The following is a 24,810-nucleotide window of genomic DNA, read 5'->3' on the forward strand; positions in this document are numbered from 1 at the left end:
TATTGCTCAGACATCAAACGCTCGCGCAGAACTGCTGCGTTGCGCGTTGCGCCACGACCTGCCGCGTGCGAATCTGCAATAACTCGGCGCACACCGCCACGGCAATCGCCGAAGGCGCCTTATCGACGATGCCGGCCACGCCGATCGGACACGTCATCTCCACCAGCCGATCCAGATCGACGCCACGATCGAGCAAACGACGCTCGAATTTCACCCGCTTCGTCTTCGAGCCGATCATGCCGAAGTAGGTGAAATCGCGCCGCCGCATGATGCGTGCGGCGAGCGAAAAATCGAGCGCGTGGTTATGCGTCATCACGAGAAAGTAGGCGCCGGGCGGTGCGGCATCGACGATCGCGTCCGGCGTGTCGGTCGCTTCGACTTGCACGTTGGCGGGCGTCTCGTCGGGGAACAGTTCGTCGCGTTCGTCGACCCACTGGACCACGCACGGCAAGCTGCCAAGCAGCTTGATCAGTGCGTGCCCGACGTGCCCCGCGCCGAACAGCACGATATGCATCGGCGCCGGACGCGGCATCTGCACGGCGCTGCCTCGGCCGATCTGAACGGATGAAAAATCGTTCATGGCGATCATTCCAGTGAGTGTGTTGTTCACGTGCTTCTTTCCCGGCTCATTGCTGCGCTACGGCCACGCTTATTGACGCGCCGCTACGGTTGCGGCCCGCACCGCGCCGACCGCCTTGAGGATTTCCTCGCTGGTCGCGGGTGCATTGAGCGGCGGATTGACCTTGTGGTCGCCGACTGCCGATACCGCATCGCGCACGGCGAAGAACACCGAGAACGGCAGCAGCAGCGGCGGCTCGCCGGTTGCCTTCGAACGATGGATGCTGTCCTCCGCATTGCGGTTCTTGAAGAGACGCACGCGGAAGTCGGGCGGCGTATCGTTGACGGTCGGAATCTTGTAGGTGGACGGCGCATGCGTCATCAGCTTGCCGCCCGCGTTCCACCACAGTTCTTCGGTCGTGAGCCAGCCCATGCCTTGAATGAACGCGCCTTCCACCTGGCCGACGTCGAGCGCGGGATTCAACGAAGCGCCTACGTCATGCAATGCGTCCGCGCGCAGCACGCGCATTTCGCCGGTCAGCGTATCGATCACCACTTCCGACACGGCCGCGCCGTACGAGTAGTAGTAGAACGGCCGGCCTTGCAGTTTCGATTGATCCCAGTAGAGCTTGGGCGTCGCGTAGAAACCGTCCGACCAGAGTTGAATACGCGCGACATAAGCCTTCGCGATCACTTCTTCGAACGGCACGATCATTTCGCCGACCACGACGCGGTCATGCATGAAACGCACTTCCGACGCGCTCACATTCCCCGCGCCGAAACGCTCGGCGGCAAACGCCGACAGACGTTCGCGCAACTGGCGCGCGGCGTCCTGCGCGGCCTTGCCGTTCAGATCGGAGCCTGTGGATGCCGCCGTCGCCGACGTATTGGCGATCTTGCTGGTGTCGGTCGCCGTGACGCGAATGCGGTTAAAGCCAATACCCAGTTCATGCGCGACGACTTGCGCGACCTTGGTATTCAAGCCCTGGCCCATTTCGGTGCCGCCGTGATTCACCAGCACCGAGCCGTCGGTATAGATGTGCACGAGCGCGCCGGCCTGGTTGAAGTGCGTCACGTTGAACGCGATGCCGAACTTGACCGGCGTGAGCGCCATGCCCTTCTTCAGGATTTCGTTGTTCGCGTTGAACTCGTTGATCGCCGCGCGACGTGCGCGGTATTCGCTGGTCGCTTCGAGTTCGTCGATCAACTCGTGGATCACGTTGTCTTCGACGATCTGGCCGTACGGTGTTTGGTTCCGCTCGGTCTTGCCGTACAGATTGCGTCGGCGCACGTCGAGCGAATCTTCGCCCACCGAGCGCGCGACATTGTCCATGATGTATTCGATCGCGAACGCCCCTTGCGGACCGCCGAAGCCGCGGAACGCCGTATTCGACTGCGTGTTGGTCTTGCCGCAGAAGCCGTCGATCGTCACGTCGGAGAGCCAGTACGCGTTGTCGAAGTGGCACAGCGCGCGCGTCATCACGGGACCGGACAGGTCGGCGGAGAAGCCGCAGCGCGAGGTCATGTCGACCGTCACGCCGTCGATCACGCCCGTGTCGTCGTAGCCGACTTCATACGTGTAGTGGAAGTCGTGGCGTTTGCCCGTGACCATCATGTCGTCGTCGCGGTCCGGACGCAGTTTCACCGGGCACAGCAGCTTCCATGCGGCGAGCGCGGCGCAGCACGCGAACAGACCCGATTGCGATTCCTTGCCGCCGAAGCCGCCGCCCATGCGGCGGCACTCGATCAGCACGTTGTGCGACGCCACGCCCAACGCATGCGCGACCATGTGCTGCATTTCGGTCGGGTGCTGCGTCGAACAGTAGACGTGCATGCCGTCGTCGTCCTTCGGCACCGCGTACGAAATCTGGCCTTCCAGATAGAACTGCTCCTGGCCGCCAAGCAGCATTTCGCCGGCTTCGCGACGCGCGGCGCGGGCAATCTTCGTGTCCGCTTCGCCGCGCGCGAGTTTCATCGGCGGCAGCACGTGCTGGTTCGCGGCGCGCGCCTGCTGCGCCGTCAGGATCGCCGGCAGTTCCTCGTAGACGATCTCGGCGCGGCGCGCGGCGAGACGCGCGATGTCATGCGATGTTGCGACTACGATGAAGATCGGCTGGCCGATGTATTGCACGAGGCCGTCGGCGAGAATCGGATCGTCGCCGTGGATGATCGGGCCGACGTCGTTGACGCCCGGGATGTCGTCGGCGGTGAAGATCGCGACCACGCCCGGCGTGGCGCGCACCTTGTCGAGCGATATCGAGACGATCTTCGCATGCGCTTTCGACGACAAACCGAGCGCGGCGTGCAGCGTGCCGGCGAGCGTTGGGATGTCGTCGGTGTAGGTCGCGCGGCCGCTCACATGCAAATGCGCGGACTCGTGCGGACGCGAGACGTGGACCTGCGTGAAGTCGTCGAGCTCCTTGAGATCTTTCAGGAACGGTTCGGCATGCTGATTCATTGTGTGTGTTCTCCGTATCCGTTGGGCTTCTGCTTAGACGCCTGCAGGCGCACACGCCGCGGCCACCGCGCGCACATCGAGCGCGCTCCTGGGCAGCGGATTGTTCGGCCGCGTTTCGAGCCAGAAGCGGTACAGCGTGTTCTTCGCCGATTCGAGGCGATAGTTGCTGGTCGCGCGCATGTCCGAGAGCGGTGCGTAGTCGTTGCCGAGCGCGAGCATCGCGGCTTGTGCCGTGGCTTCGTGCCATTCGGCATCGCGCAACACGGCTTCCGCGTGCGTCGCGCGTTTGGACGTGGCCGCCATGCCGCCGAACGCGATGCGCGGCTCGCGAATCACATTGCCGTCCGCGATGAACGAGAACGCGGCGCACACCGCCGAGATATCCGAATCGAAACGCTTCGAGAGTTTGTAAGAGCGGAACTGCAGGTTCTTGCGTACACCGGTGCGCGACGGTACCTTCAGGCCGACGACGAACTCGTGCTCCGCCATGTCCTTCTTCTGATACGCGAGGTACAGGTCTTCGAGCGGCATTTCGCGCTCGATCTCGCCGCCCCGCACGATCACGCGCGCGCCGAGGGCGATCAGGCCCGGCATCGAATCGCCGATCGGCGAACCGTTGGCGATATTGCCGCCGAGCGTGCCGGCGTTTCGAATCGGCAGCGACGCGAAGCGCTGCTGCATTTCGAACAGTTCCGGGTACTGCTTGACGATTTCCGTGTAGGCCTTTTCGACGCTCACGCCTGCGCCGATCTCGATCCATTCGTCGTTGGTTTCGAGCTTCTGCAACTCGGCGATCTGCCCGACATACACGATGTTGCCGAGGTCGCGCATCATCTTGGTGACCCACAGGCCGATGTCCGTGCTGCCGGCGAGAATGCGCGTGGCCGGTGCGGCTTCCTTGATCTTCGCGAGCGCCTCGACCGTGCGCGGCGCGTCGAATTGCTGGCCGGCGTGCTGGTAGTGGAAGGTGTCCTTGCGCTCGATCGTGGCGAGCGTTTTCGACAGCGCTTCGATGTCGACCGGCGCTTTCGGCGCGGGCGCTTCGAACATGCGCACGGCGGCGTCGACGATCGGACGATAGCCCGTGCAGCGGCACAGGTTGCCGGTCAGCGCGTTGCTGATCGTGTCGCGCGACGGCACGGTCTTGTTCGCGCAGCTATGTTCGTGGCCGTGCTTTTCGTACAGCGACCACATCGACATGATGAAGCCTGGCGTGCAGAAACCGCACTGCGAGCCGTGGCACTCCACCATCGCTTCCTGCACCGGATGCAGCGAGCCGTCCGGCTGGCGCAGGTCTTCGACCGTGTAGAGCGCTTTGCCGTCGAGCGTCGGCACGAACTGGATGCAGGCGTTGACCGCCTTGAAGTCGACGCCGCCTGCCTCGTTTCGCTCGCCGATCACGACCGTGCACGCGCCGCAATCGCCTTCGGCGCAGCCTTCCTTGGTGCCGGTGCAATGCGCATCTTCGCGCAGATATTGCAGGACGGTGCGGGTGACGGGCGCGTCCTTGATCTCGCGGATCGCGTTGCGGTGGTAGAAGCGAATCGGCTCAGTCATGTCTCGTTACTCTCGAATGTTCTGTGTCCGTGGGGACCTGCAGCAGTGATGGTTCGAAAACTATCACCGTCAATAAATACAACCCATAGCTCGGATCGAATGCGGGACATATCCGCGAAAAGATATCGAGATGGGTTTGTGAGGTGCTTGGCTTATGGTGATTAGGATGTTTCGCTGTGTTTTTGAATTTACTACGGCACAACGGACATTTTAAATCGCGCAGTTTGGCCGGTTGAGCTCAAAAATTAGGCACCGAAGGGGCAAAAACGGATCACTATATGGTTCCCGGATCAGCTTTTCGTCCGATGAATTATTAAGCAAGTCCTGCAAGAGAATCGGTTCCATGGGAAAATCACGCCTTCCCGCCGATTTCAAGTCTCGTTTTCCCCATGTCCACCGACTCAGCGACACCTCGCAGCGAATTCGCGACGACCATGCAGATCATTCCGGTCGTCTTTTTCACGTTTCTTTGCTATCTGACGATCGGAATCCCGCTCGCGGTGCTGCCGGGCTACGTCCACGACGACCTGGGTTATAGCGCCGTGCTGGCCGGTGCGGCGATCAGCGTGCAATACCTGGCGACGCTGGCGTCGCGGCCGCTGGCTGGACGTTCTGCGGATACGTTGGGGCCGAAGCGGACTGTGACGATCGGTTTGCTAGGTTGTGGTGCGAGCGGGGTTTTGTTGCTGCTGGCTGTGCTGTGTGGGCGCTGGCCGGTGGTGAGTCTCGGGCTTTTGGTCTGCAGCCGTCTTGTGTTGGGCTTCGGTGAGAGTCTGTGCGGCACGGGTGCGATTCTGTGGGGCATCGGCCGGGTCGGCACCAGCAACAATGCCCGGGTGATCTCGTGGAACGGTATCGCGACGTATGGCGCGCTGGCAGTCGGCGCGCCGCTGGGCGTGGCGATCGAGCATACGGTTGGGTTTGCCGCGTTGGGGATTCTGGTGATTCTGCTCGCGGCGCTTGGTTTTTATCTGGCTCGGCCGATCGCGCCGGTGCCGATTGTGCATGGCGAGCGCATGTCGTATCGGAGCGTGTTCACGCGGGTGTTGCCGCATGGGATTGGATTGGCGCTCGGTTCGGCCGGGTTTGGGTCGATTGCTACTTTTATCACGCTGTTTTATGCGGCTAAGCATTGGCCGAATGCGGCTTTGTCGTTGACGGTGTTCGGGACGCTGTTCATTGGCGCGCGGTTGTTGTTTGCCAATACGATCAAGACCTATGGCGGGTTTCGGGTCGCGATTGCTTCGTTTTCGTTTGAGTGTGCCGGGTTGTTGATGTTGTGGTTGGCGCCTGAGCCTCATGTTGCGCTGGCTGGGGCCGCTTTGACCGGGTTTGGGTTTGCGTTGGTGTTTCCGGCGCTCGGGGTCGAGGCTGTGGGGCTCGTGCCGCCGGCTAGTCGGGGGGCGGCTTTGTCGGCTTATTCGGTGTTTCTGGATCTCTCGCTTGGGATTACTGGACCGCTGGCCGGGTATATCGCAGGGGAGTTTGGGTATGGGTCGGTTTTCCTCTTTGCCGCTGTTGCCGCTGCTGCAGGTGTGGGGTTGTCTACTTTGCTTTATCTTCGGAATGTTAAGGTGACTAATTTGCCTGCGGCGTTGTGAGGGGGTTTGGTTGCTCGGTGCGGGTTCGTTATTTATGTGCTGCGGGGGTTGGCCTTTCCTTGATTTGTTTGTGGTCTATTAGCGTTGCCCCTGTGCGGGGCGGCACCTACTTTTCTTTGCCTGCCGCAAAGAAAAGTAGGCAAAAGAAAGCGGCTCACACCGCTAATTCTTAAACGGGTCCCCCGCACAGTTGCGGTAGTGGTACATCTGGAATCTGTGCTCTCGCACATTCCACCTCAGTGACAAAGCACTCATTCTTCCCGCCTCACGCTCCGCGTTCGCCGGAACGGTCTGCCTTAAACCGCGGGCTCGCATGCGCGCGGCGAAAACCATCCGCCCCCCCCGCCGAAATGCCGCTGCAGACTTCTGCCTTTGTAAGCGCATTCGCGTCTGCTGGCGCCAGCGCTCAAAACGCAGCCATCACCAAGTAGCACAACACTCACTCCGAATCGCGTCCCGTATCCTCATAACACAAAGGCGCAAGGATGGCGCCTTCGTGCCGTGCCCCCTTCGTCATATCTCGCCATGCCCTTGCCAAGCTGCGCCGTGCCGTGCCGTGCCGTGCCGTGCCGTGCCGTGCCGTGCCGTGCCGTGCCGTGCAACGAGACTACATCAATGCGCCGGCGCAATTGATCGCGCGGTCGTTTTGAAGCGGAATGCTCGTCTTTGCGCCACCCTCGTTGCTCCGATACGTTCATGCTCCTCCGAGACCGTTCGCCCGGACTTCGCAAGGAGGTCCGACGCGTGGCGCGCCGTGAGCCGGCTTTGTGGGATTCCCTTCGCATCGAGCGCGATGACCTGATACAACTCGTGGTCAATCTCCACTTCGCGCTGGTAGTCCTCGCTGGTGTCGAGCAGCAACTCCAGTAACTTTCGCTGGGAATATCTCTCCTCTCTCGTAACAGCCGGATTCCTAACTATCGAGGCCGTAAGCGTGATCAGTTTGTCCAGTTGACTCAGTTGCCGTTCAATCAGTCCGAAAGCGGACAGTGCGAGTTTCTCGTATTGAAGCGCGTCAACGGGTGGGCGCGATGCGGTTCGTGAATGCTTTGTGGATTTACTCATGGCGCGATCTCCCTGAAGCTTACCTAGATCGCTCAACACGCGCGTGCGCAGTGGTGAGCGGGCACAAGACGGGATTCGCAGACCGGCAGACAGAACCAAGAACCGGCGAGCCGTTGGGCTCCCCCGCCAAGGCCCGCCCGTTGTAATCAGACGTGCAAAGGCAGCCGTGCACTTGCTCGTGCAAGCACGCGTGTTCTGTCTCATGCAGGCTGCGAAACCTGTTTGTCGTGAAGTACACGACAGGACAAGTTTAAACATGTCGTTCGGCGATTGATCACCCGAACAGGCTAAAACGCGCCCACCGGAATCAATTCCGAAACGTCCCAAACGACGGCCAGAATGCAGGACTACAGCGCGAAAGAAACTTCCGAGAGAAATCCGCCAAATAGGATCAAAGTACATGACCATTACCGAGCCTGAAGGCAGTTGACAGAGTGCGACATCACGCAACGCGCTTGGAGCGCCGTGAAAAAGGACGGCGCCATTCTTACGCCGACGACCCATCTCGGTACGCGAGATCCGTCTACCGACTGAGACGCTATCAAAGCCACTGTGTAAGCAGCGTCAGCGCCGAGGCGAAGCCGATGGCCCCCACCACCCACAGATCAATCCAAGGGTTTGAAGCGAACCATTCCGTCGAGCGCGGAGCGCGAGGCGGGAAGGATGAGCGCCTTGTCACAAGCGCCGAATGCGCGAGAGCACAGATTCCAGATGCACCACTACTGCAACTGCGCGAGGCGCCCGCTTATGCGCTAGCGGTTTGAAGCGGCTTTCTTTGCCTACTTTCTTTGCCGCGGCAAAGAAAGTAGGTGCCGCCCCGCACAGGGGCAACGCTAATAGACCACAAGCAATTCAAGGAAAGGCCAAAACAACGAGGATCACAAAAAACCAAAACCGCCGACCAGGCAACAAGAGCCCTTACCTCCCCCCCGACAACCCTCTCTCCAAAGCCGCCACACCAGCAGGCAAATCAACCTTAACCCCAAGATCCACCATAGTCCTCCCAAGCGCATGCACAGTCCGAAACAGATTATGTTCGCGACACTGTTCCCCCATCTGCCCGACACGAACAATTGGCAATCCAAAAGACCCAGAAATCTCAACCTGATGCATCCGCGAAATATGCGAACAAACATCAGCCGGACTGAACCCATCAGGCACCTCAATCCCCACAACAGAATTCAACCGACAAGCCTCAGGCGTATACAACCGCAACCCCATCGCAGCGACCCCATCCTGCAACGCCAACGAGCACTTCAAATGCCGTGCAAACCGCTTCTCCAGCGTCTCCGCACAAACAAGCCTCAAAGCTTCATGCAAAGCCAGAACCCCAGAAACAGGCGCCGTATAGTGATACCCCGCGTTATGCCAAAAATTCTCCGCGAGCGAAGCATCCAGACACCAGTGCGCATTCGGCGCCGTGCGCCGCTTGACCCGTTCCCAGGCCGCATCGGAAAACGCAATCAACGAGACCCCAGGAATCGACGACAACCCCTTCTGCCCACCCGTGATAACCGCATCGATCCCCCACGCATCCATCTCCAACGGCATCGTACTCAACGTACAAACCGCATCGACAATTACCAGCGCGCCAGCAGCCTTCGCCAACTCGGCAATCTCCTTCAGGTGATAATTCCACACCGTATTCGACGTCTCGCCCTGCACCACCGTCACGATCTCGGGACGCTCACGCCGAATCGCCTCGGCAATCTCTTCGAGACTCGCCACCGCGCGATCAGCGACATCGAGCGTGCTCACTCGCGCGCCAACGCGCCGCCCCATCTCAGCCATCCGCTCGCTGAAAAAACCATTCTTAATGGAAAGCACCCGCGTGCCTTCCCACGCGAGGTTCGAAATCGCCATCTCCATCGCGGCCGATCCCGGTCCGGCCACGCCCAGCACCCATTTCGAGTTCGTCTGGAACACATAGCGCGCCATCGACTTCACCTGCCCGATCACCTTCACCATCGTGCCGCCCAGGTGATTGATCACGATCGCGTTGGCCTTGGCCACCGCCGCGGGAATCGGCACGGGGCCGGCGCCCATCATCAGGAGCGGCTCTTCGGGAAGAATGGCGTCGAGCGACTCGACAACCGGGCATGGCACTGCGGAAGATGCGGATGTGAATGATGAAGTCGGCATGATGATCGGTACGTGAATGTCAGGACGCAAAGGAGCAAACGGCCCCGCCAGCTCTGACGCTGGCGAGGCCGCCTGTTCGATCATTCACCGATCCGCGCGATTGCGCAAGTTTTTTGACTATGCTTGACCGCAAGACACGGTCGACAAAGCCGTCACTTAACCTTGGTCTTGTCGAGTTTCTTGCCGGTTGCGGCGTTGAAACGCTCCACATACTCTTCGATCAGCCTGCGCAAGGCGCGGCCGATCTGCCGGTAGTCGGACTCGTTGAGGTTCGCCAGCGACACACGCCCCGACGGATGCTGCGTGCCGAAACCAAGCCCCGGCAGCAGCACGACCCGTGCTTCGCGGGCGAGGCGGAACAGCAACTCGGAAGGTTCGGTGTTCTTCAGCAACCACTCGACGAACTCGCGTCCGAACATCCGCTCGCCGAGGAATTCCACGTCGAGAATCGTGTAGTAGTCGACCTGGTTCGGATCGTCGTCCTTGAACGAAATGCCGACCTCTTCGTAGAGCGCCTGTTTGCGCTTGCGAATCAGCCGCTTCAACGCGTTCTTGTATGCGTCCGGCGTGTCCATCAGCGAGAACAGCGAAAACAGCACCATCTGCACCTGCTGCGGCGTCGACAAACCAGCCGTGTGATTCAGCGCGACGGTGCGGCTGTCGGCCACGAGGCGATCGATGAACTTGAGCTTGTCCGGCTCCGTCGTGATCGACTCGTAACGTTCGTGCAACTGCTTCTTCGCGTCTTTCGGCAAATCGGCGATCAGCTTGTCGAGCACGTTGTCGCGATGCGTCGCGATCGTGCCCAGACGCCAGCCGGTCGCGCCGAAGTACTTCGAGTACGAGTACACGAGAATGGTGTTCTTCGGCGCAAGCGCGAATAGCGATACGAAGTCGTCGGCAAAGGTGCCGTACACGTCGTCGGTCAGCAGGATCAGATCGGGCCGTTCCTTGACGATGTCGGCAATGTACTGAAGGCTTTCGTCACTGATCTTCACCGAAGGCGGATTGCTCGGATTCACGAGGAAGAACGCCTTCACTTTCGGATCGCGCAGCTTGTCGAGTTCCTTCTTCGAATACTGCCAGCCGTTCGCCACGTCGGCTTCGAGATTCACCACGTTGAGCCTGTAGTCGTTCAGGCGCGGAATCTCGATGTACGGCGTGAAGATCGGCATGCCGAGCGCGATTGTGTCGCCGGCCTTGATCAGGTGGTTCTCGCGCATCGTGTTGAAGATGTACGTCATCGCCGCCGTACCGCCTTCCACCGCGAACACGTCGAACTCGCCGACAAAAGGATGGTCGCCGATCATCTCCTTGCGCAGATACTGGCCGACGATCAGCTCGGACAGCTTGAGCATGCGGTCCGGCACCGGATAGTTCGAAGCCAGAATGCCCTCGCACATTTCATACAGGAAGTCGCCCGCCGAGTATCCCAACTGGTCGCGCACGTACGACACCGCGCCGCGCAGGAAGTCGATGCCGGCCACGCCCCTGTTTTCGCGCAGGAACAGGTCGAAGCGCTCTTCGAGGCCCTCGCGTCGCGGAAAGCCGCCCACGCCTTCCGGCATGTAGGCAAACGAGCGCTCCGATTCGCGCATCGCAAAGAGGCCGAGTTGCCAGAAGCCGTGGCGCGGAATCGTCGCCAGAAAATTGGGGTTGCCGCGGCCGGCGTTGAGCATCGATGCATTGGCTGGCCGCTCCACAGCGCCGCCACCGGCCGCCTTGATCAGCTCGTCCTTCAACTCGAACGGGCTGAGCGCGGCCATGCCTGCTTGCGCCATATCTGCATGCTTCCTGTCGCCCTTCTCTTTTGCCATGATGCGTTCTCCAATGAGTCAAGTGAAAGACGCCGGCGCGGCGATGATCGCTCGATGAGCGCCGGCGCAAGAGATCGATTGCGCCCGCGCTAGACGAGCCCGACCACGAGCGGCCCGAGCAGCGTCAACGCGACGTTCGCGATGGCATACGTAATCGCGAACGGCACGGTCGGCACAGCGCTTTCCGCCTTGTCGAGGACGCCGCCGAATGCCGGATTCGCGCTGCGCGAGCCGGACAGCGCACCGGCCAGAATGGCCGCGTTGTTGTACTTCAGCACGTAGCGGCCGAACAGCATGGTGAGCAGCAACGGAAACAGCGTGACGAATACGCCGAGCAGGAAAATCGTGATGCCGAGTTGCTTGACCGTCACCACGGCCTGCAAGCCCGAGTTGAGCCCCACCACCACCACGAATGCCGCCAGACCGAAATCCTGCAGCAGCCGCGAAGCCGCCGACGGCATCACGCCGTACATGGGATGCTTGCCGCGCATCCAGCCGAACAGCAAGCCGGCCAGCAGACAGCCGCCGCCCGAGCCGAGCGTGAGCGGGATACCGCCGACGTTGATCACGATCAGCCCGATCAGCAAACCGAGCACGAGGCCGACGCCCATGTAGATGAAGTCGGTTTTGATGCTGTACGGCAACTCGTAGCCGGCGGCATCGACGGCGCGCTTGGTGTCTTTCGGCGAACCATAGAAGGTGATGACGTCGCCGTGCTCGAGTTGGGTCTCCGGCAGAATCGGCAACGGCTGACCGGCGCGCGAAATACCCTGGATGTAGACACCGTGGCGCATATCGCGGTCGACCACTTCTCGCGCGGCGGCGATCGTGGTGTGATTCATACCTTTGCGCGTGAACACGCCTTGGCGCGTCTGCATGACCACGCCGACGTCCTCGACGGTGGCCACCTCGCCGCCGCTCGCGCCGAATGCGACCACGGCCTCGCGGCGGCCAACGACCAGCACCACGTCATCGGGCTTCAATACGAGGTCGGGCGCCGGGTCGAGTTGCTGGCCATCGCGCTTGATCCGCTCGATCGTCAACAGGTCCTGATGCTGCGTTTCGACGGCCTTCACCGTTTTCCCGGCGCTGACGTCGATCTTGTACGCGCGCCCGACCATCTCGGGCAACGCGGAGAGCTGCCCCGGCGCGACGGACGGCGCGCCTGACGTCAACTCGCGTTCCGCCTGGATCGAGGCGTCGCGCAAACTTTGGCCCATGAATTTGGGCAGAATATTCACGCACACGATGATCGCGCCCAGCGAGCCGAACACGTAGGTCACCGCGTAGGCGATCGCCACATCCGATTGCAGCGACTTGACCTGATCGGCGGGCAAGCCGAGACGCGCGATCGCGTCGCCCGCCGTGCCGATAATCGCCGACTGCGTGAGCGCGCCGCCCGCGAGCCCGGCGGCGAGTCCCTTGTTCAGGTGGAACAGCTTCGCGCAGATAACCACCGTAACCAGCGCGCTGGCCGCCAGAAACAAGGCCATCGCGATCTCGCGCAGCGTCTTGCGGTTCAGAGAATTGAAGAACCCAGGCCCGGAGTCGTAGCCGACCGCGTAGATGAAGACGGCGAACATGACCGACTTCACGCCGTTATCGATCGTCACGCCCGCCTGGCTGATCACGACCGCGGCCAGCAGCGACCCGCCCACGCCGCCCAACTGGAACTTGCCGAAGTTGATCTGCCCGATGAAGTAGCCGACTGCGAGCGAAAGAAACAGCGCAATCTCGGGTGATTTCTGAAAGATGTGATGTAGCCAGTCCATCGTGCCCTCGCTGAATAGTTGGCGATGCTGAGTACTTTACTGAGTACGCCCTGTGTACACGGAGCGCCATCGTGTCGCGCGCCACATGCCGCCTGCTGCATCGGCCGGACGTGGCATGGCGCGCCACCTCCGGCACATCTGCCCGCCTAGTGGAATTTCCCGGCGAGGCCGACTACTACCGGCCCCATCAGCGGCAACAGAATGTTCGAGAGTGCATACGTGATCGTGTAGCCGATCACCGGTGTGGAATTTCCCGTGACGCCCACGAGTGCGCTGATCGCCGGCGTGCTGCATTGCTGGCCGGCAATCGCGCCGAGCAGCATGGGCGCCTCGAGCTTGAGGAACATGCGGCCGATCCATAGCGACAGCAGTCCCGGCACGAGCACCATCACAATTCCGGCCACCGGCAACGCGAGCCCGTATTCACGCACCAGCTTGATGGCGTCCGGTCCCGCCGACAGTCCCACTGCCGCGATAAAAGTGGCAAGACCAAAGTCCTTGAGGATTTGCGCGGCCGCCGAAGGCAGCGAACCGATCAGCGGATACCGCGAACGGATCCAGCCGAACAGCAGCCCCGACAGCAGGCAACCGCCGCCGGTACCGAGCGCGACCGACACGCCGCCCACCCGTCCGCCGAGATGGCCGATCGCCATACCGACCAGAACGCCCAGAGCCAGATAGACGAAGTCGGTCTTCTGCGTCGCGACGACTATGTAGCCCAGACGCTTCGCGCCGCGTTCGACATCGGCCTTTGCGCCCACTAGCGTCAATACGTCGCCGCGATTCAGTTCGGTGCCAGGCAGCGCCGGCACCGTGGTTTCGAGCCGCGTGACCGCCGCGATGTAGACGCCGCGGCCATTTTCCGGCGTCGCCTGTTCGCGCACCTGCGCGATAGTCCGGCCGTGCAGATCGCGGCGCGTCAGCACGACATCGACCTTTTCGGCGATCACGAGGCCGAAGTCCGCGCCGCTCACTTCGTCGCCGAGACTGGCCGCGGCCGCCACGATCGCTTCACGCCGCCCCGCCAGCAGAATGACATCGTTGGGCGCCAGTGTCAGTTGCGGTTCGGCCGCCACGTTCGCGCCGTTGCGCCGCACGCGCTCGACCGTCAGGTTGAAGCCGTACTGCTGTTCGAACGCCTGGATCGTCGCGCCGGCCGCCGCGCCGACGAGAAACGTTCGCCCCACCAGCGCCGGCGCAGCCGCGCGCTGGCCCTCGCCGAACGAGCCCTCGCCGCCGAGCTTGCGCCATACGCGCTCGGCTTCGTCGCGCAGATTGACGCGTAACAGCAGCGGCGCGAACTGGCTCGTAAAGAGCACGATGGTGATCAGGCCGAACAGGTAGCTCACGCTGTATGCGGTCACGATATTGGCCTGCAGGCGGACGGTTTCCGCGTCGCCGAAGCCAAGCTTGGCGATCGCTTCAGACGCCGTGCCGATCACGGCCGATTCCGTCGCGGCACCGGCCAGCAAACCGGCCGCAGTGCCGGCATCGAGCCGCATGACGGCCACCGCGATCATGATCAGCACCAGCACCGACACGATCTCGACCACCGACAGCAGCCCGTAACGCCAGCCGCGCCCGATGTTGGCAAAGAACTGCGGGCCGCCGGTAAAGCCCAGCGCGAAGATGAACAGCGCGAAAGCGATGTTCTTCAGATCCGGGGCGATGCGCGCGCCCGTCTGGCCCAGCAACAACGCGACGATCAACGTGCCGCACACGCCGCCGAGCTGAATCGGACCGATGCGGAACGAACCAATGAAATATCCAATTGCAAGGCTTGCGAACAGCGCGATCTCCGGTTGAGACCTCAGCAATTCACCGATCATGTTGGCTCGCCGCTTGACGGGTTTATTAGCAGGAGACTGAATAACCACTCGAAAAACTCGAATAGATTAATTCGTCGCAGTATGACGCACGCTTTACTCAACCCGCATCGCGATTGAGTGGAAACTTAATTTATGGCAATGAAATGACGCGAATTGCGCCGGAGCTGATTTGCCGCACTGCAGCGGCAGTTACTGAAACAGTCTTCGATAGCTCGACAGTCACTGTTCCCTCGCGAAGCCGCGTTGCGCCTTGAAAAAGACATCGCCTGCTGATGGCCAATTTAAATACAGCATGAGTGAACACGCATTTTTGGAACTGCTTTTTTAATAAATATTGTAATTTCGTGTGGCTGTCAATATCATTTTTAACTCGCGTTTCACTTGACTTCACAAAACAATGATTTATAGCAAAGGCGAATGGATTGACAATGCAGTCGCGTCCGCGAGGCTAACCTATACTGGATCGCTCGCTGCCGTGTCATGAGTCCGCTTCTTTAGCGCCGGCATGCATTCTTCGGAGCCCGATATGCGCATGATCCTGTTCAGCAGCCGCCAATACGACCGCGACACGTTCACCGAAGCCAATGCCACGCATCGCTATGAGCTGCACTGCCAGGAGTCGCACCTCGACAGCGAGACGGCCATTCTCGCGCAGGGCTACGACGTGGTGTGTCCGTTCGTCAACGACAACGTCGACGCGGCGGTCCTTGCGCGGCTTCATGCCGGCGGCACGCGCATGATCGCGCTGCGCTCCGCGGGCTTCAATCACGTCGATCTGGCCGCGGCCGAGCGCCTCGGCATCACGGTCGCGCGGGTGCCGGCCTATTCGCCGCACGCGGTGGCCGAACATGCGGTCGGCTTGATTCTGGCGCTGAACCGGCGGCTGCCGCGCGCCGTCGCACGTACGCGCGAAGGCGACTTTTCGCTGCACGGTCTGCTCGGTTTCGATCTGCATGGCAAGACCGTGGGCGTGATCGGCACCGGCATGATCGGCCGCGTATTCGGGCGCATCATGGCGGGCTTCGGCATGCGGGTGCTCGCGTACGATCCCGGCAAGCCCGCCGACGATCTGCTCGCGCTCGGCGCCCGCTATGTGCCGCTCGACGCGCTGCTCGCCGAGTCCGACGTGGTCAGCCTGCATTGTCCGCTGGTGCCGGACACGTACCATCTCATCGACGGCCCCGCGCTCGCCAAGATGAAGCGCGGCGCGATGCTGATCAATACGGGCCGTGGCGGCCTCGTCGAAAGCAATGCGCTGATCGGCGCCCTGAAGGATGGCCAGCTCGGCCATCTTGGGCTAGACGTGTACGAGGAAGAAAGTGGCCTGTTCTTCGAGGATCACTCGAACCTGCCTTTGCAGGACGATGTGCTCGCGCGTCTGTTGATGTTCCCGAACGTGATCGTCACCGCGCATCAGGCGTTCTTCACGCGCGAGGCGATGAACGAGATCGCCCTGACCACGCTGGACAACGTCGCGGCCTGGCAAGCCGGCACGCCGCGCAACGTGGTGCGCGCGCCCGCCTAGACGCCGCCGGTGCTCAGCGGTGTCGCGCGGACCACGGTGCGCGCGTCGTCCGCGGCGCCGCAGAGTTCGCGCAGCAACGTCGCCTCGCGTTCGTGCACTTCCACCGGAAACCAGCGCGCGCCCGCATCGGCCAGATAGCGCGCACGATGCTGGCCGTTGCGAAACGCCACCACGCCTTCGCGTTCGAGTCCGAACCAGCCCAGGAGACCCGGCGCGCGACGCGTCGAGATGGTCACGTACGGCATCTGCGGAATACGCGGATTCTCCGGATCGAGAAACTCGCGAATGCCGCGCACCTTGCCCGAATGCCATTCGGCGACCGGCTTCAGCACGTAATCGGTATTGTCGCGATCGGCGCACGCGAGCAGCTTGCGCACGTCGACGAGCACGACCTGATGACGCGTGCCGTCAGTGACGAAGACGCGTTTCAGGCGCGCATGGTCGTACCATGGATGCTCTTGCAGAGGCACGGTCCAGACCGTTTCGGCACAAGCCGGCGCGGCGGCTGACGATGAATTGGACAAGGGCAAAGGCAGGCTCGATAAGCTGGCGAAAAGACGCCAGCGTGTTAGAAGAGCGCTTACGCTACGAGCCGATTGTGTAAGAAGCATGACAGACCACGGTATTAATTACTCTGCATGAGCACACTGCTCACAACCCCGCAACGAGCGGGCAGACGCTGATGACTTCTACGGTGACAACGATGATAACCACGCAAAATTTCAACGACCACGTGCGCATCGAAGCTAATCGGGATATCGGCGTGGCCACGATCGTCCTTGAGCGTCCCGCGCGTCGAAATGCCGTGGATCGTCCTGTCGCCGAGGCGCTCAGCGCCGCGTTCGCCTGCTTCGAGGCGGAGCCGGCCTGGCGCGCGGCGGTGCTGTTCGGCGCCGGCGGCACCTTTTGCGCCGGCGCGGACCTGACCGCTCTCGCCGACGACACCCGCCGCAACGAACTGCACGCAGACGGCAGCGGCCCCGGTCCGATGGGACCGACGCGCATGAGCTTCAGCAAGCCGGTGATTGCCGCGATTGCGGGCTATGCGGTGGCGGGCGGGCTGGAACTGGCGGTGCTGTGCGATCTTCGAGTCGTCGAAGAGGACGCGGTGCTCGGCGTGTTTTGCCGACGCGTCGGAATTCCGCTGATCGACGGCGGCACGATCCGCTTGCCGCGCTTGATCGGACTGTCACGCGCGCTGGACCTGATCCTGACCGGCCGTGCGGTGAGCGCGCAGGAAGCGCTGGGCTTCGGTCTTGCCAATCGTGTCGTACCGAAAGGCACGGCACGCGCGGCGGCCGAGCAGCTGGCCGCCGACCTGGCCGCCTTTCCGCAGGCCGCGCTGCTCGCCGACCGTCGTTCGGTGCTGGAAAACAGCATGCTCGACGATGTCGCGGAAGCATTGCGCCGTGAAGGCGCCGGCGGCTATCAAGCGGTTTTCGACGAGGGCGTGGCGGGCGCGGCACACTTCGCGAGTGGCGCCGGTCGGCACGGCAGTTCGCTCGATCCCAATGACGGCGGCCGCTAAAAACGCAGCGAGGCTCGCGGCTGACAGCGGCTTTCTGCAAAAAACAACATCCGTGCCGACGATCAGCAAGCCCGTTTTGACTTAGGTAGAATCCCCTACTGCTTTACCCTGCACGGCGCACGTGTTTTCGCCCCGAAAACGCGCGCCGGCCGCGCGACGCTTCCCGTCACGCCGATTCACGCTCCTTCGCCATGCCTTTACCCCTGCTTGCTCTTGCCGTTGCCGCGTTTGGAATCGGTACCACCGAATTCGTGATCATGGGGCTGCTGCCCGATGTCGCGCGCGACCTGTCCGTGTCGATCCCGGCGGCCGGCATGCTGGTGTCGGCGTATGCGCTCGGCGTCACCATCGGCGCGCCCATCGTCGCGATCGCCGTCGCCAACATGCCGCGTAAAAAGGCGCTGATGAGCCTGATCGGCGTGTTCATCGTCGGCAATCTGCTGTGCGCGGTTGCGCCGGGCTACGCGGTGCTGATGGCCGCGCGCATCGTGACGGCGTTCTGCCATGGCGCGTTCTTCGGCATCGGCTCGGTGGTGGCTGCGGGCCTCGTCGCGCCGAACCGTCGCGCGCAAGCCATCGCGTTGATGTTCACCGGCCTCACGCTCGCCAACGTGCTGGGTGTGCCGCTCGGTACCGCGCTCGGCCAGGCGGTCGGCTGGCGCGCCACCTTCTGGGCGGTGACAGGCATCGGCGTCGTCGCGGCGGCCGCGCTTGCCGTGTGCCTGCCGGCGAAGATCGAGATGCAGAAGGCGAGCCTCGTGCGCGAATTCAGCGTGCTGAAGAACCCGCAAGTGCTGATGGTGCTCGGCATCAGCGTGCTGGCGTCGGCGAGCCTCTTTTCCACCTTCACGTACATCACGCCGATTCTCGAAGACGTGACCGGCTTCACGCCGCACGCCGTCACGCTCGTGTTGCTGCTGTTCGGCCTCGGCCTGACGGTGGGCAGCACGCTTGGCGGCAAGCTCGCGGACTGGCGGCTGATGCCCTCGCCGGTGGCGTTCCTACTGGCGATCGTCGTGATCCTGACCATTTTCGCGGGCACCATGCATGCGGAGATCCCGGCGATGATCACGATTTTCGTGTGGGGCATTCTGGCCTTCGCGATCGTGCCGCCGCTGCAAATGCTGATCGTCGACCGCGCGAGCCATGCGCCGAATCTGGCCTCGACCTTGAATCAGGGTGCCTTCAACCTCGGCAATGCGACGGGCGCCTGGCTCGGCGGCATGGCGATCGGCGCCGGCGCACCGCTCACGACGCTGCCGTGGGTCGGCGTGGCGACGTCGATCGGCGCGCTGGTGCTGACGCTGTGGTCGGTGTCGATCGACCGGCGTGCGCAACGCATGGCGATGGTGGGTTAAGCGCCCCCTCTCCGCCGTCTTCTCAAACCGCACGCAGGTGCGGTTCACTCACGGCCGTAGTAGCATCTCGGCCGATGAAAGTCATCTTCACTCGCGATTTCCTTGCTTTGATCCTGAGCGTCGCCGTTGTCGGACTCGGCAGCGGCGCGACGCTTCCCCTCACCGCCCTCGCGCTCACGCAAGCAGGCTACGGCACCGACGTCGTCGGCCTGCTGACCGCCGCGCAAGCGGGCGGCGGGCTCGTCATCGTGCCGCTCGCGGGATGGATCGCCGCGCGTTTCGGCGGCCGCCAGGTGATCGTCGGCGCGGTGCTGGTGGTGGCGTACGCCACCGCGCTGATGCAACTCACCTCGAACCTGTGGCTTTGGGCCGTGCTACGCGTGCTGTGCGGCGCCGCGCTGATGCTCCTCTTCACGATCGGCGAAGCCTGGGTCAACCAGCTGGCCGACGACGCCACGCGCGGCCGCGTCATCGCTATCTACGCGACCAACTTCACGCTGTTCCAGATGGCCGGTCCTGTGCTGGTGAGTCAGATTGCCGGCTTCGCGCAATGGCGCTTCCTGATTTGCGGCGTGATCTTCCTGCTGGCGCTGCCGATGCTCGCCACGATCCGCAAGACGCCGCAGGCATCCAAGGATGAGCACGCGGCGCACGGCAGTTGGCGTCGTGTTTTACCGCGGATGCCCGCGCTCGTGATCGGCACCGGCTTCTTCGCGTTGTTCGATACGATCGCGCTCTCGTTGCTGCCGCTCTTCGCGATGTCGCACGGCATGACGAGCGAGGTGGCCGTGCTGTTCGCGTCGGCGTTGTTGCTCGGCGATACGACGATGCAATTTCCGATCGGCTGGCTTGCTGACCGGCTTGGACGAGAGCGCGTGCATATTGGTTGCGGTGTAATCGTCGTGGCGCTGCTGCCCTTGCTGCCGTGGGCGATCGCCTCGCCGTGGCTGTGCTGGCCGCTGCTGTATGTGCTCGGCGCGGCAGCCGGCGCGATTTATACGCTGTCGCTGGTTGCCTGCGGCGAACGCTTTCGCGGTGTCGCACTGGTGTCCGCGAGTTCGCTGGTGGGCGCGTCGTGGAGCGCGGCGAGTTTTGGCGGGCCGCTGGTGGCTGGGGCGTTGATGAAGGGCGTCGGGAATGACGCGATGGTCGCGGTGCTGCTCGTTGCAGCGTTGGCATTTCTGGCGGCGGTTTGGTGGGAAAGACGGCGCGTGCCGGTGCGAGTCGCTGGTTGATCGGCTGATCTTCGTGCGGCACTGCGGGGTCGGCAGTGATGCGATCGCCGACGTGCTGCTCTCCGCTGCTTTGGCGTTTTTCGCGGCGGCTTTGAGAGAGGCGGCGAGTGCGGATCTCGAGGTTGGATCGCGGCTCACAGTTGGCGGTTCGCCAGTCGCCAGTCGCAGCTCGACCAACAGTGTCTGGCGCGGCGCAAGATGATGCGCGAACAACAAAACGGCGAAGCCACCGATCGCGGCTTCCCCGTTTTTCGTCATGCACGCTGCGAGCGCCTCGCCCGCTATGACAGCGTCACTTCAACGCCGGCAAGATCTCCCCGACACACGTGCCAAAACCCACACGATAACCGTCACCCTGACACCATCCGGCGAGCGTCAATTCGTCTCCGTCTTCGATGAAACTGCGCGTGCCGCCTTCCTGCAACTCCAGCGGCTTCTTGCCGTTCCACGTCAACTCCAGCAGGCTGCCGAACGAATCTTCCGTCGGTCCGCTGATCGTGCCCGAGCCCATCAGATCGCCCACGCGCGTATTACAGCCCGATACCGTGTGATGCGCTAGTTGCTGGGCCATCGTCCAGTACATGTGCTTGAAGTTGGTCCGCGAAATCGTGCTCGCCTCTTTCGCCCGGTGCGGGCGCAGCGTCACTTCCAGCGTGATATCGAACGCATGCTCGCCCTCATGACGCAGGTACGCGAGCGGCTGCGGTTCCTGCGCCGGTTGCGCGACGCGGAACGGTTCGAGCGCGTCGAGCGTCACGATCCACGGCGAGATCGTCGTGGCGAAACCCTTGGAATTGAACGGACCGAGTGGCACGTATTCCCATTGCTGAATATCGCGCGCGCTCCAGTCGTTCAGCAGCACCATGCCGAAGATATGCGCTTCCGCATCCGCGCACGCAACCGGCTGGCCCAAGGCATTGCCTGCGCCGATCACGAAGCCCGTCTCCAGTTCGATATCCAGCTTGCGACACGCGCCGAACACCGGACGATCCTGATCCGGCAGCTTCAACTGCCCATTAGGACGACGCACCGGCGTGCCGCTCACCACCACCGACGACGCCCGCCCGTTGTAACCGATCGGCATCTCCGACCAGTTCGGCAGTAGCGCATTCTTCGGATCGCGGAACATGGAGCCGACGTTCGTCGCATGCTCCTTCGACGAATAGAAATCGGTGTAGCCCGGAATCTGCACCGGCAGATGCAATTGCGCATCGGCCTGGCGGATCAGCGCGCGGCTGCGGAGTTCGGCGTCGTCGCGCAATGTCGCGTTATCGCGTGACAGCAGCTTGCTCAACTGAATGCGCACGCCGCGCCATGCGTCACGACCGAGTGCGATGAAATCGTTCAACGCGTCGCGCACGAACACGCTGTTGCCCGCAGCCGATGAAGGCACGTTCAGCAGACCCGCGCTTTCAAGCGCGGCCAGATCGACGATGCTGTCGCCGATCGCGACGCCCACGCGGCGAGTCGCATTCAGGTGGTCGCTAAAAACGCCGAACGGCAGATTCTGAATCGAAAAATCGTTGGCCGAATCGTTGGCAGACTCGACCCAACTCTTGCGCGACGGATCGAGCGTCGCCTGAAGATCGCTCAATGCGTTCATCGTTGCTCCGGGTTGAAGTGTTTCGTGAGACCTTGCCAGCACTCGTAGTAATGCGCCTGCAATTGCGCCGTTTCGAGCGCGAAGCGGGTCGGCTTGATCAGCGTGCGCGTCTCGAACATGAAGGCCATCGTGTCGCCGACTTTCTTCGGCGTCGACGTATCGCTGTGCGAGGCTTTCTCGAACGTCTCCGCATCGGGGCCATGACCCGACATGCAGTTATGCAACGATGCGCCGCCCGGCACGAAACCTTCGGCTTTGGCGTCGTACACGCCGTGCACGAGGCCCATGAATTCGCTTGCCACATTGCGATGGAACCAGGGCGGGCGGAACGTATCTTCGGCGGCGAGCCAGCGCGGCGGGAAGATCACGAAGTCGATGCTATCGACGCCCGGCGTGTCGGTTTGCGATTGCAGCACGAGAAAGATCGACGGATCCGGATGGTCGAAGCTGATCGAGCCGATCGTGTTGAAGCGGCGCAGATCGTACTTGTATGGCGCGTAATTGCCGTGCCACGCGACCACGTCGAGCGGCGAGTGGCCGATGTCCGCGCGCCACAGGTTGCCGTTCATCTTGGCGACGAGTTCGAAGTCGCCTTCACGGTCTTCATAGGCCGCGTGCGGCGTGAGGAAATCACGCGGATTGGCGAGGCCGTTCGAGCCGATCGGACCCAGATCCGGCAAACGCAGCAACGCCCCGAAGTTCTCGCAGATGTAGCCGCGCGCCACGCCGTCCGGCAGGCTCACCGCGAAGCGCACGCCGCGCGGAATCACCGCGATTTCGAAGGGCTCGACGTCGAGCTTGCCGAACTCGGTGGCGATGTGCAGGCGTCCTTCCTGCGGCACGATCAGCAATTCGCCGTCGGCGGTGTAGAAGAAGCGGTCCTGCATCGAGCGGTTCGCCGCGTACACGTGAATCGCGCAGCCTGTCATCGACTCGGCCGCGCCGTTGCCCGCCATCGTCACCCAGCCATCGATGAAGTCGGTCGGCTCGGCCGGCATCGGCAACGCGTCCCAGCGCAACTGGTTGGGCGGCGTCGGCGGCACCTCGGCGAAGTTGGCGACGAGCCGCTCGGAAGGCAGTTGCGTGAACGGCATATGCACCGCCGCCGGCCGAATCCGGTACAACCACGAGCGGCGATTATGGCCGCGCGGCGCGGTGAACGCCGTGCCCGACAGTTGTTCGGCGTATAGACCATAAGCCGCGCGCTGCGGCGAGTTGCGGCCTTCCGGCAACGCGCCCGGCAACGCCTCGGTGGCGAATTCGTTCGCGAAGCCCGACTGATAACCGGGCTCGATTTCGAGCCGCGATCTGCCAGTGTTCGGCGTACGGGTTGGGGTATCCATGTCAGGTTCTCCGTTGATACTCGATCTCGTCATTTCATGCGGTCCGCGGCTCGGACGGCTGGCCGCGTTGGCGCGTCGCGGCGGCCAGCGCGATCACCAGCAGCGCGGAGCACAGCACCGGCAGGGCGGCCGCATGAAACAGCGCGGCGTTCGACCAGTTCAGCGCGATCAGTTGGCCGCCGATCAGCGGCCCGATCACCGAGCCGATCCGGCCGATGCCGAGGCTCCAGCCGATGCCCGTCGAGCGCAGCGTGGTCGGATAAAAATGGCCGGCCAGCGCGTTGACCGCCGGCTGTCCGCCGACCACGCAGAAGCCGCCCGCGAACACCACCAGCAACAGCCACGGCAACGCATGCGCCACGGTGCCGATCGTGCCGACCGCCAGCGCCGCGCCCGCGAAACACACGAACAGCACGCGCACAAAACCGAAACGTTCGATGAACCAGCCGAGCAGCAAGGTGCCGACCACGCCGCCCGTCTGCAACACCGTGCCGACGATCACCGCCGTGCTCGGCGAATAGCCTGCGTCACGCATCACGGTGGGCAGCCAGTTCGACAGGAAGTACAGATCGATCAGGTTCATGAAACTGATCGCCCACAAAATCAAGGTTACTGGACCGCGGCCAGCGCGGAACAACTCGGCGACCGGCGCGCCGCCGTTGCCCTTCTCATGCACGACGAGCCGCGTGTTCGCGTCGATGGGCAGCGCCGGGTTGAACTTCGCGAGCCAGCGCAACGCGCGCTCGCTGCGGCCTTTGAGAACGAGGAATTGCAGCGACTCCGGCAACGCAATAAGCATCGCCAAAGCGAGCAGCAGCGGCACCGCGCCGCCAACCCAGAACACCGCGCGCCAGCCATAAGCCGGAATCAGTGCGGCGCTGATAAAGCCGCCGAGCGCCGCACCCAGCGTAAAGCCGCACGACACCAGCATCATGCGCTTGACGCGATGCGCGGGGGTCGAGAATTCGCCCACCAGCGCCATCGCGTTCGGCATGATGCAGCCGAGCCCGAGACCGGTGATGAAGCGCAGCGCGATCAACGCGGGGATCGTGGTGACGAAGGGCGTGGCCAGCATCGACAGCGCGAAGAAAAACGTCGACCCGATCAGCACCGGCCGACGCCCGATGCGGTCCGCCAGCACCGACAGCCCGAGCGCGCCGAGCAGCATGCCGAACAGGCTGGCGCTGAACACCGGACCGAGCGCCGCCTTCGACACGTGCCATTCGCCGATCACGCTCGGCGCGACGTAGCCCATCGCCTGCGCGTCGAAGCCGTCGATCACGAGGCACAGCCCGCATAGCGCGAGCAGCAGCCACTGGAATGCCGGGTGATGCGTTTCACCGAGCACGTGCTCGACTTCGATCACATTGGCGGCGGCCACGGCCAGTTTCGCGCTCATTGGGTCGTCTCCTGATGCTG

Annotated in this window: 17 protein-coding genes; 5 read left to right on the top strand and 12 right to left on the bottom strand. The window is 62.8% G+C overall.

From position 1 onward, the window contains the following. Positions 1-13: 13 nt before the first annotated feature. From xdhC to xdhA, 3 genes are all read right to left on the bottom strand, one after another. The gene (gene xdhC / locus B0G75_RS22150) at positions 14-580 is read right to left on the bottom strand and encodes a xanthine dehydrogenase accessory protein XdhC (protein WP_106310324.1); all 567 of its coding nucleotides are present in this window, start codon (positions 578-580) and stop codon (positions 14-16) included. Positions 581-649: 69 nt separating this feature from the next. Continuing rightward, positions 650-3,016 (bottom strand): xanthine dehydrogenase molybdopterin binding subunit, encoded by a 2,367-nt coding sequence (xdhB, locus tag B0G75_RS22155; protein ID WP_106310327.1) that lies wholly within the window; start codon positions 3,014-3,016, stop codon positions 650-652. A 33-nt stretch (positions 3,017-3,049) separates the two neighbouring features. Then, complete coding sequence (xdhA, locus tag B0G75_RS22160; protein WP_106310330.1) at positions 3,050-4,573, bottom strand: xanthine dehydrogenase small subunit; 1,524 nt, start codon at positions 4,571-4,573, stop codon at positions 3,050-3,052. 389 nt (positions 4,574-4,962) lie between these two features. On the opposite strand from xdhA, the gene B0G75_RS22165 reads away from it, so the two are divergent. After that, a complete protein-coding gene (locus B0G75_RS22165; RefSeq protein WP_106310333.1) occupies positions 4,963-6,174 on the top strand; it encodes an MFS transporter in 1,212 nt (403 codons plus the stop codon). Between the two features lie 814 nt (positions 6,175-6,988). Here B0G75_RS22165 and B0G75_RS42045 read toward each other — a convergent pair. The 5 genes from B0G75_RS42045 to aspT (B0G75_RS22195) all read right to left on the bottom strand — a co-directional run bounded on the left by B0G75_RS42045 (position 6,989) and on the right by aspT (B0G75_RS22195) (position 14,799). Further along, positions 6,989-7,060: a hypothetical protein gene (locus tag B0G75_RS42045; protein WP_146142533.1), complete on the bottom strand. Its 72-nt coding sequence runs from the start codon at positions 7,058-7,060 to the stop codon at positions 6,989-6,991. A gap of 1,097 nt (positions 7,061-8,157) precedes the next feature. Next, entirely contained in the window at positions 8,158-9,381 is a 1,224-nt protein-coding gene (locus tag B0G75_RS22180) for an alanine--glyoxylate aminotransferase family protein (RefSeq protein ID WP_106310807.1), read from the bottom strand. Between the two features lie 152 nt (positions 9,382-9,533). After that, on the bottom strand, positions 9,534-11,198 hold the full coding sequence (locus tag B0G75_RS22185) for a bifunctional aspartate transaminase/aspartate 4-decarboxylase (protein WP_106310340.1): 1,665 nt from the start codon (positions 11,196-11,198) through the stop codon (positions 9,534-9,536). A gap of 89 nt (positions 11,199-11,287) precedes the next feature. After that, positions 11,288-12,970 carry an aspartate-alanine antiporter gene (gene aspT, locus B0G75_RS22190; RefSeq protein ID WP_106310343.1) on the bottom strand — a complete coding sequence of 561 codons (1,683 nt, stop codon included), beginning with the start codon at positions 12,968-12,970 and terminating at the stop codon, positions 11,288-11,290. A gap of 146 nt (positions 12,971-13,116) precedes the next feature. Continuing rightward, positions 13,117-14,799, bottom strand: a complete 1,683-nt coding sequence (gene aspT / locus B0G75_RS22195; RefSeq protein ID WP_106310346.1) for an aspartate-alanine antiporter — start codon at positions 14,797-14,799, stop codon at positions 13,117-13,119. 526 nt (positions 14,800-15,325) lie between these two features. Between aspT (B0G75_RS22195) and B0G75_RS22200 the strand changes: the two genes are divergently transcribed. Then, positions 15,326-16,324: a 2-hydroxyacid dehydrogenase gene (locus tag B0G75_RS22200; RefSeq protein WP_106310348.1), complete on the top strand. Its 999-nt coding sequence runs from the start codon at positions 15,326-15,328 to the stop codon at positions 16,322-16,324. Here B0G75_RS22200 and B0G75_RS22205 read toward each other — a convergent pair. Beyond that, entirely contained in the window at positions 16,321-16,935 is a 615-nt protein-coding gene (locus tag B0G75_RS22205; protein ID WP_106310351.1) for a hypothetical protein, read from the bottom strand. The two genes, B0G75_RS22200 and B0G75_RS22205, sit on opposite strands and share 4 nt — an antisense overlap. 92 nt (positions 16,936-17,027) lie before the next feature. Between B0G75_RS22205 and B0G75_RS22210 the strand changes: the two genes are divergently transcribed. From B0G75_RS22210 to B0G75_RS22220, 3 genes are all read left to right on the top strand, one after another. Continuing rightward, positions 17,028-17,852, top strand: coding sequence for a crotonase/enoyl-CoA hydratase family protein (locus tag B0G75_RS22210; RefSeq protein ID WP_106310354.1), 825 nt, complete (start codon positions 17,028-17,030; stop codon positions 17,850-17,852). Between the two features lie 191 nt (positions 17,853-18,043). Beyond that, positions 18,044-19,210, top strand: a complete 1,167-nt coding sequence (locus tag B0G75_RS22215) for an MFS transporter (protein WP_106310356.1) — start codon at positions 18,044-18,046, stop codon at positions 19,208-19,210. Between the two features lie 74 nt (positions 19,211-19,284). Next, positions 19,285-20,445, top strand: coding sequence for an MFS transporter (locus tag B0G75_RS22220; RefSeq protein ID WP_106310359.1), 1,161 nt, complete (start codon positions 19,285-19,287; stop codon positions 20,443-20,445). Positions 20,446-20,737: 292 nt separating this feature from the next. On the opposite strand, the gene fahA is transcribed toward B0G75_RS22220, so the two are convergent. Genes fahA through B0G75_RS22235 form a run of 3 tightly spaced genes read right to left on the bottom strand, consistent with a single transcriptional unit; the run spans position 20,738 to position 24,790 of the window. Further along, entirely contained in the window at positions 20,738-22,048 is a 1,311-nt protein-coding gene (gene fahA / locus B0G75_RS22225; RefSeq protein WP_106310362.1) for a fumarylacetoacetase, read from the bottom strand. Then, on the bottom strand, positions 22,045-23,391 hold the full coding sequence (hmgA, locus tag B0G75_RS22230; RefSeq protein WP_106310365.1) for a homogentisate 1,2-dioxygenase: 1,347 nt from the start codon (positions 23,389-23,391) through the stop codon (positions 22,045-22,047). The genes fahA and hmgA overlap by 4 nt, the downstream gene beginning before the upstream one ends. 34 nt (positions 23,392-23,425) lie before the next feature. Continuing rightward, positions 23,426-24,790 (bottom strand): MFS transporter, encoded by a 1,365-nt coding sequence (locus B0G75_RS22235; protein WP_106310368.1) that lies wholly within the window; start codon positions 24,788-24,790, stop codon positions 23,426-23,428. Between the last annotated feature and the right edge of the window lie 20 nt (positions 24,791-24,810).

Origin of the sequence: Paraburkholderia sp. BL18I3N2, from assembly GCF_003001875.1 — a bacterium.
GTDB classification, from domain to species: Bacteria; Pseudomonadota; Gammaproteobacteria; order Burkholderiales; family Burkholderiaceae; genus Paraburkholderia; species Paraburkholderia phytofirmans.

What these genes read in the sequence shown, in the direction of transcription:
- xdhC (WP_106310324.1), bottom strand. Translation starts at nt 580, where the DNA reads ATGAACGATTTTTCATCCGTTCAGATCGGCCGAGGCAGCGCCGTGCAG.
- fahA (WP_106310362.1), bottom strand. Translation starts at nt 22,048, where the DNA reads ATGAACGCATTGAGCGATCTTCAGGCGACGCTCGATCCGTCGCGCAAG.
- B0G75_RS22205 (WP_106310351.1), bottom strand. Translation starts at nt 16,935, where the DNA reads ATGCTTCTTACACAATCGGCTCGTAGCGTAAGCGCTCTTCTAACACGC.
- B0G75_RS22165 (WP_106310333.1), top strand. Translation starts at nt 4,963, where the DNA reads ATGTCCACCGACTCAGCGACACCTCGCAGCGAATTCGCGACGACCATG.
- B0G75_RS22210 (WP_106310354.1), top strand. Translation starts at nt 17,028, where the DNA reads ATGATAACCACGCAAAATTTCAACGACCACGTGCGCATCGAAGCTAAT.
- xdhA (WP_106310330.1), bottom strand. Translation starts at nt 4,573, where the DNA reads ATGACTGAGCCGATTCGCTTCTACCACCGCAACGCGATCCGCGAGATC.
- B0G75_RS22185 (WP_106310340.1), bottom strand. Translation starts at nt 11,198, where the DNA reads ATGGCAAAAGAGAAGGGCGACAGGAAGCATGCAGATATGGCGCAAGCA.
- B0G75_RS22220 (WP_106310359.1), top strand. Translation starts at nt 19,285, where the DNA reads ATGAAAGTCATCTTCACTCGCGATTTCCTTGCTTTGATCCTGAGCGTC.
- xdhB (WP_106310327.1), bottom strand. Translation starts at nt 3,016, where the DNA reads ATGAATCAGCATGCCGAACCGTTCCTGAAAGATCTCAAGGAGCTCGAC.
- aspT (WP_106310346.1), bottom strand. Translation starts at nt 14,799, where the DNA reads ATGATCGGTGAATTGCTGAGGTCTCAACCGGAGATCGCGCTGTTCGCA.
- aspT (WP_106310343.1), bottom strand. Translation starts at nt 12,970, where the DNA reads ATGGACTGGCTACATCACATCTTTCAGAAATCACCCGAGATTGCGCTG.
- hmgA (WP_106310365.1), bottom strand. Translation starts at nt 23,391, where the DNA reads ATGGATACCCCAACCCGTACGCCGAACACTGGCAGATCGCGGCTCGAA.
- B0G75_RS22215 (WP_106310356.1), top strand. Translation starts at nt 18,044, where the DNA reads ATGCCTTTACCCCTGCTTGCTCTTGCCGTTGCCGCGTTTGGAATCGGT.
- B0G75_RS22200 (WP_106310348.1), top strand. Translation starts at nt 15,326, where the DNA reads ATGCGCATGATCCTGTTCAGCAGCCGCCAATACGACCGCGACACGTTC.
- B0G75_RS22180 (WP_106310807.1), bottom strand. Translation starts at nt 9,381, where the DNA reads ATGCCGACTTCATCATTCACATCCGCATCTTCCGCAGTGCCATGCCCG.
- B0G75_RS22235 (WP_106310368.1), bottom strand. Translation starts at nt 24,790, where the DNA reads ATGAGCGCGAAACTGGCCGTGGCCGCCGCCAATGTGATCGAAGTCGAG.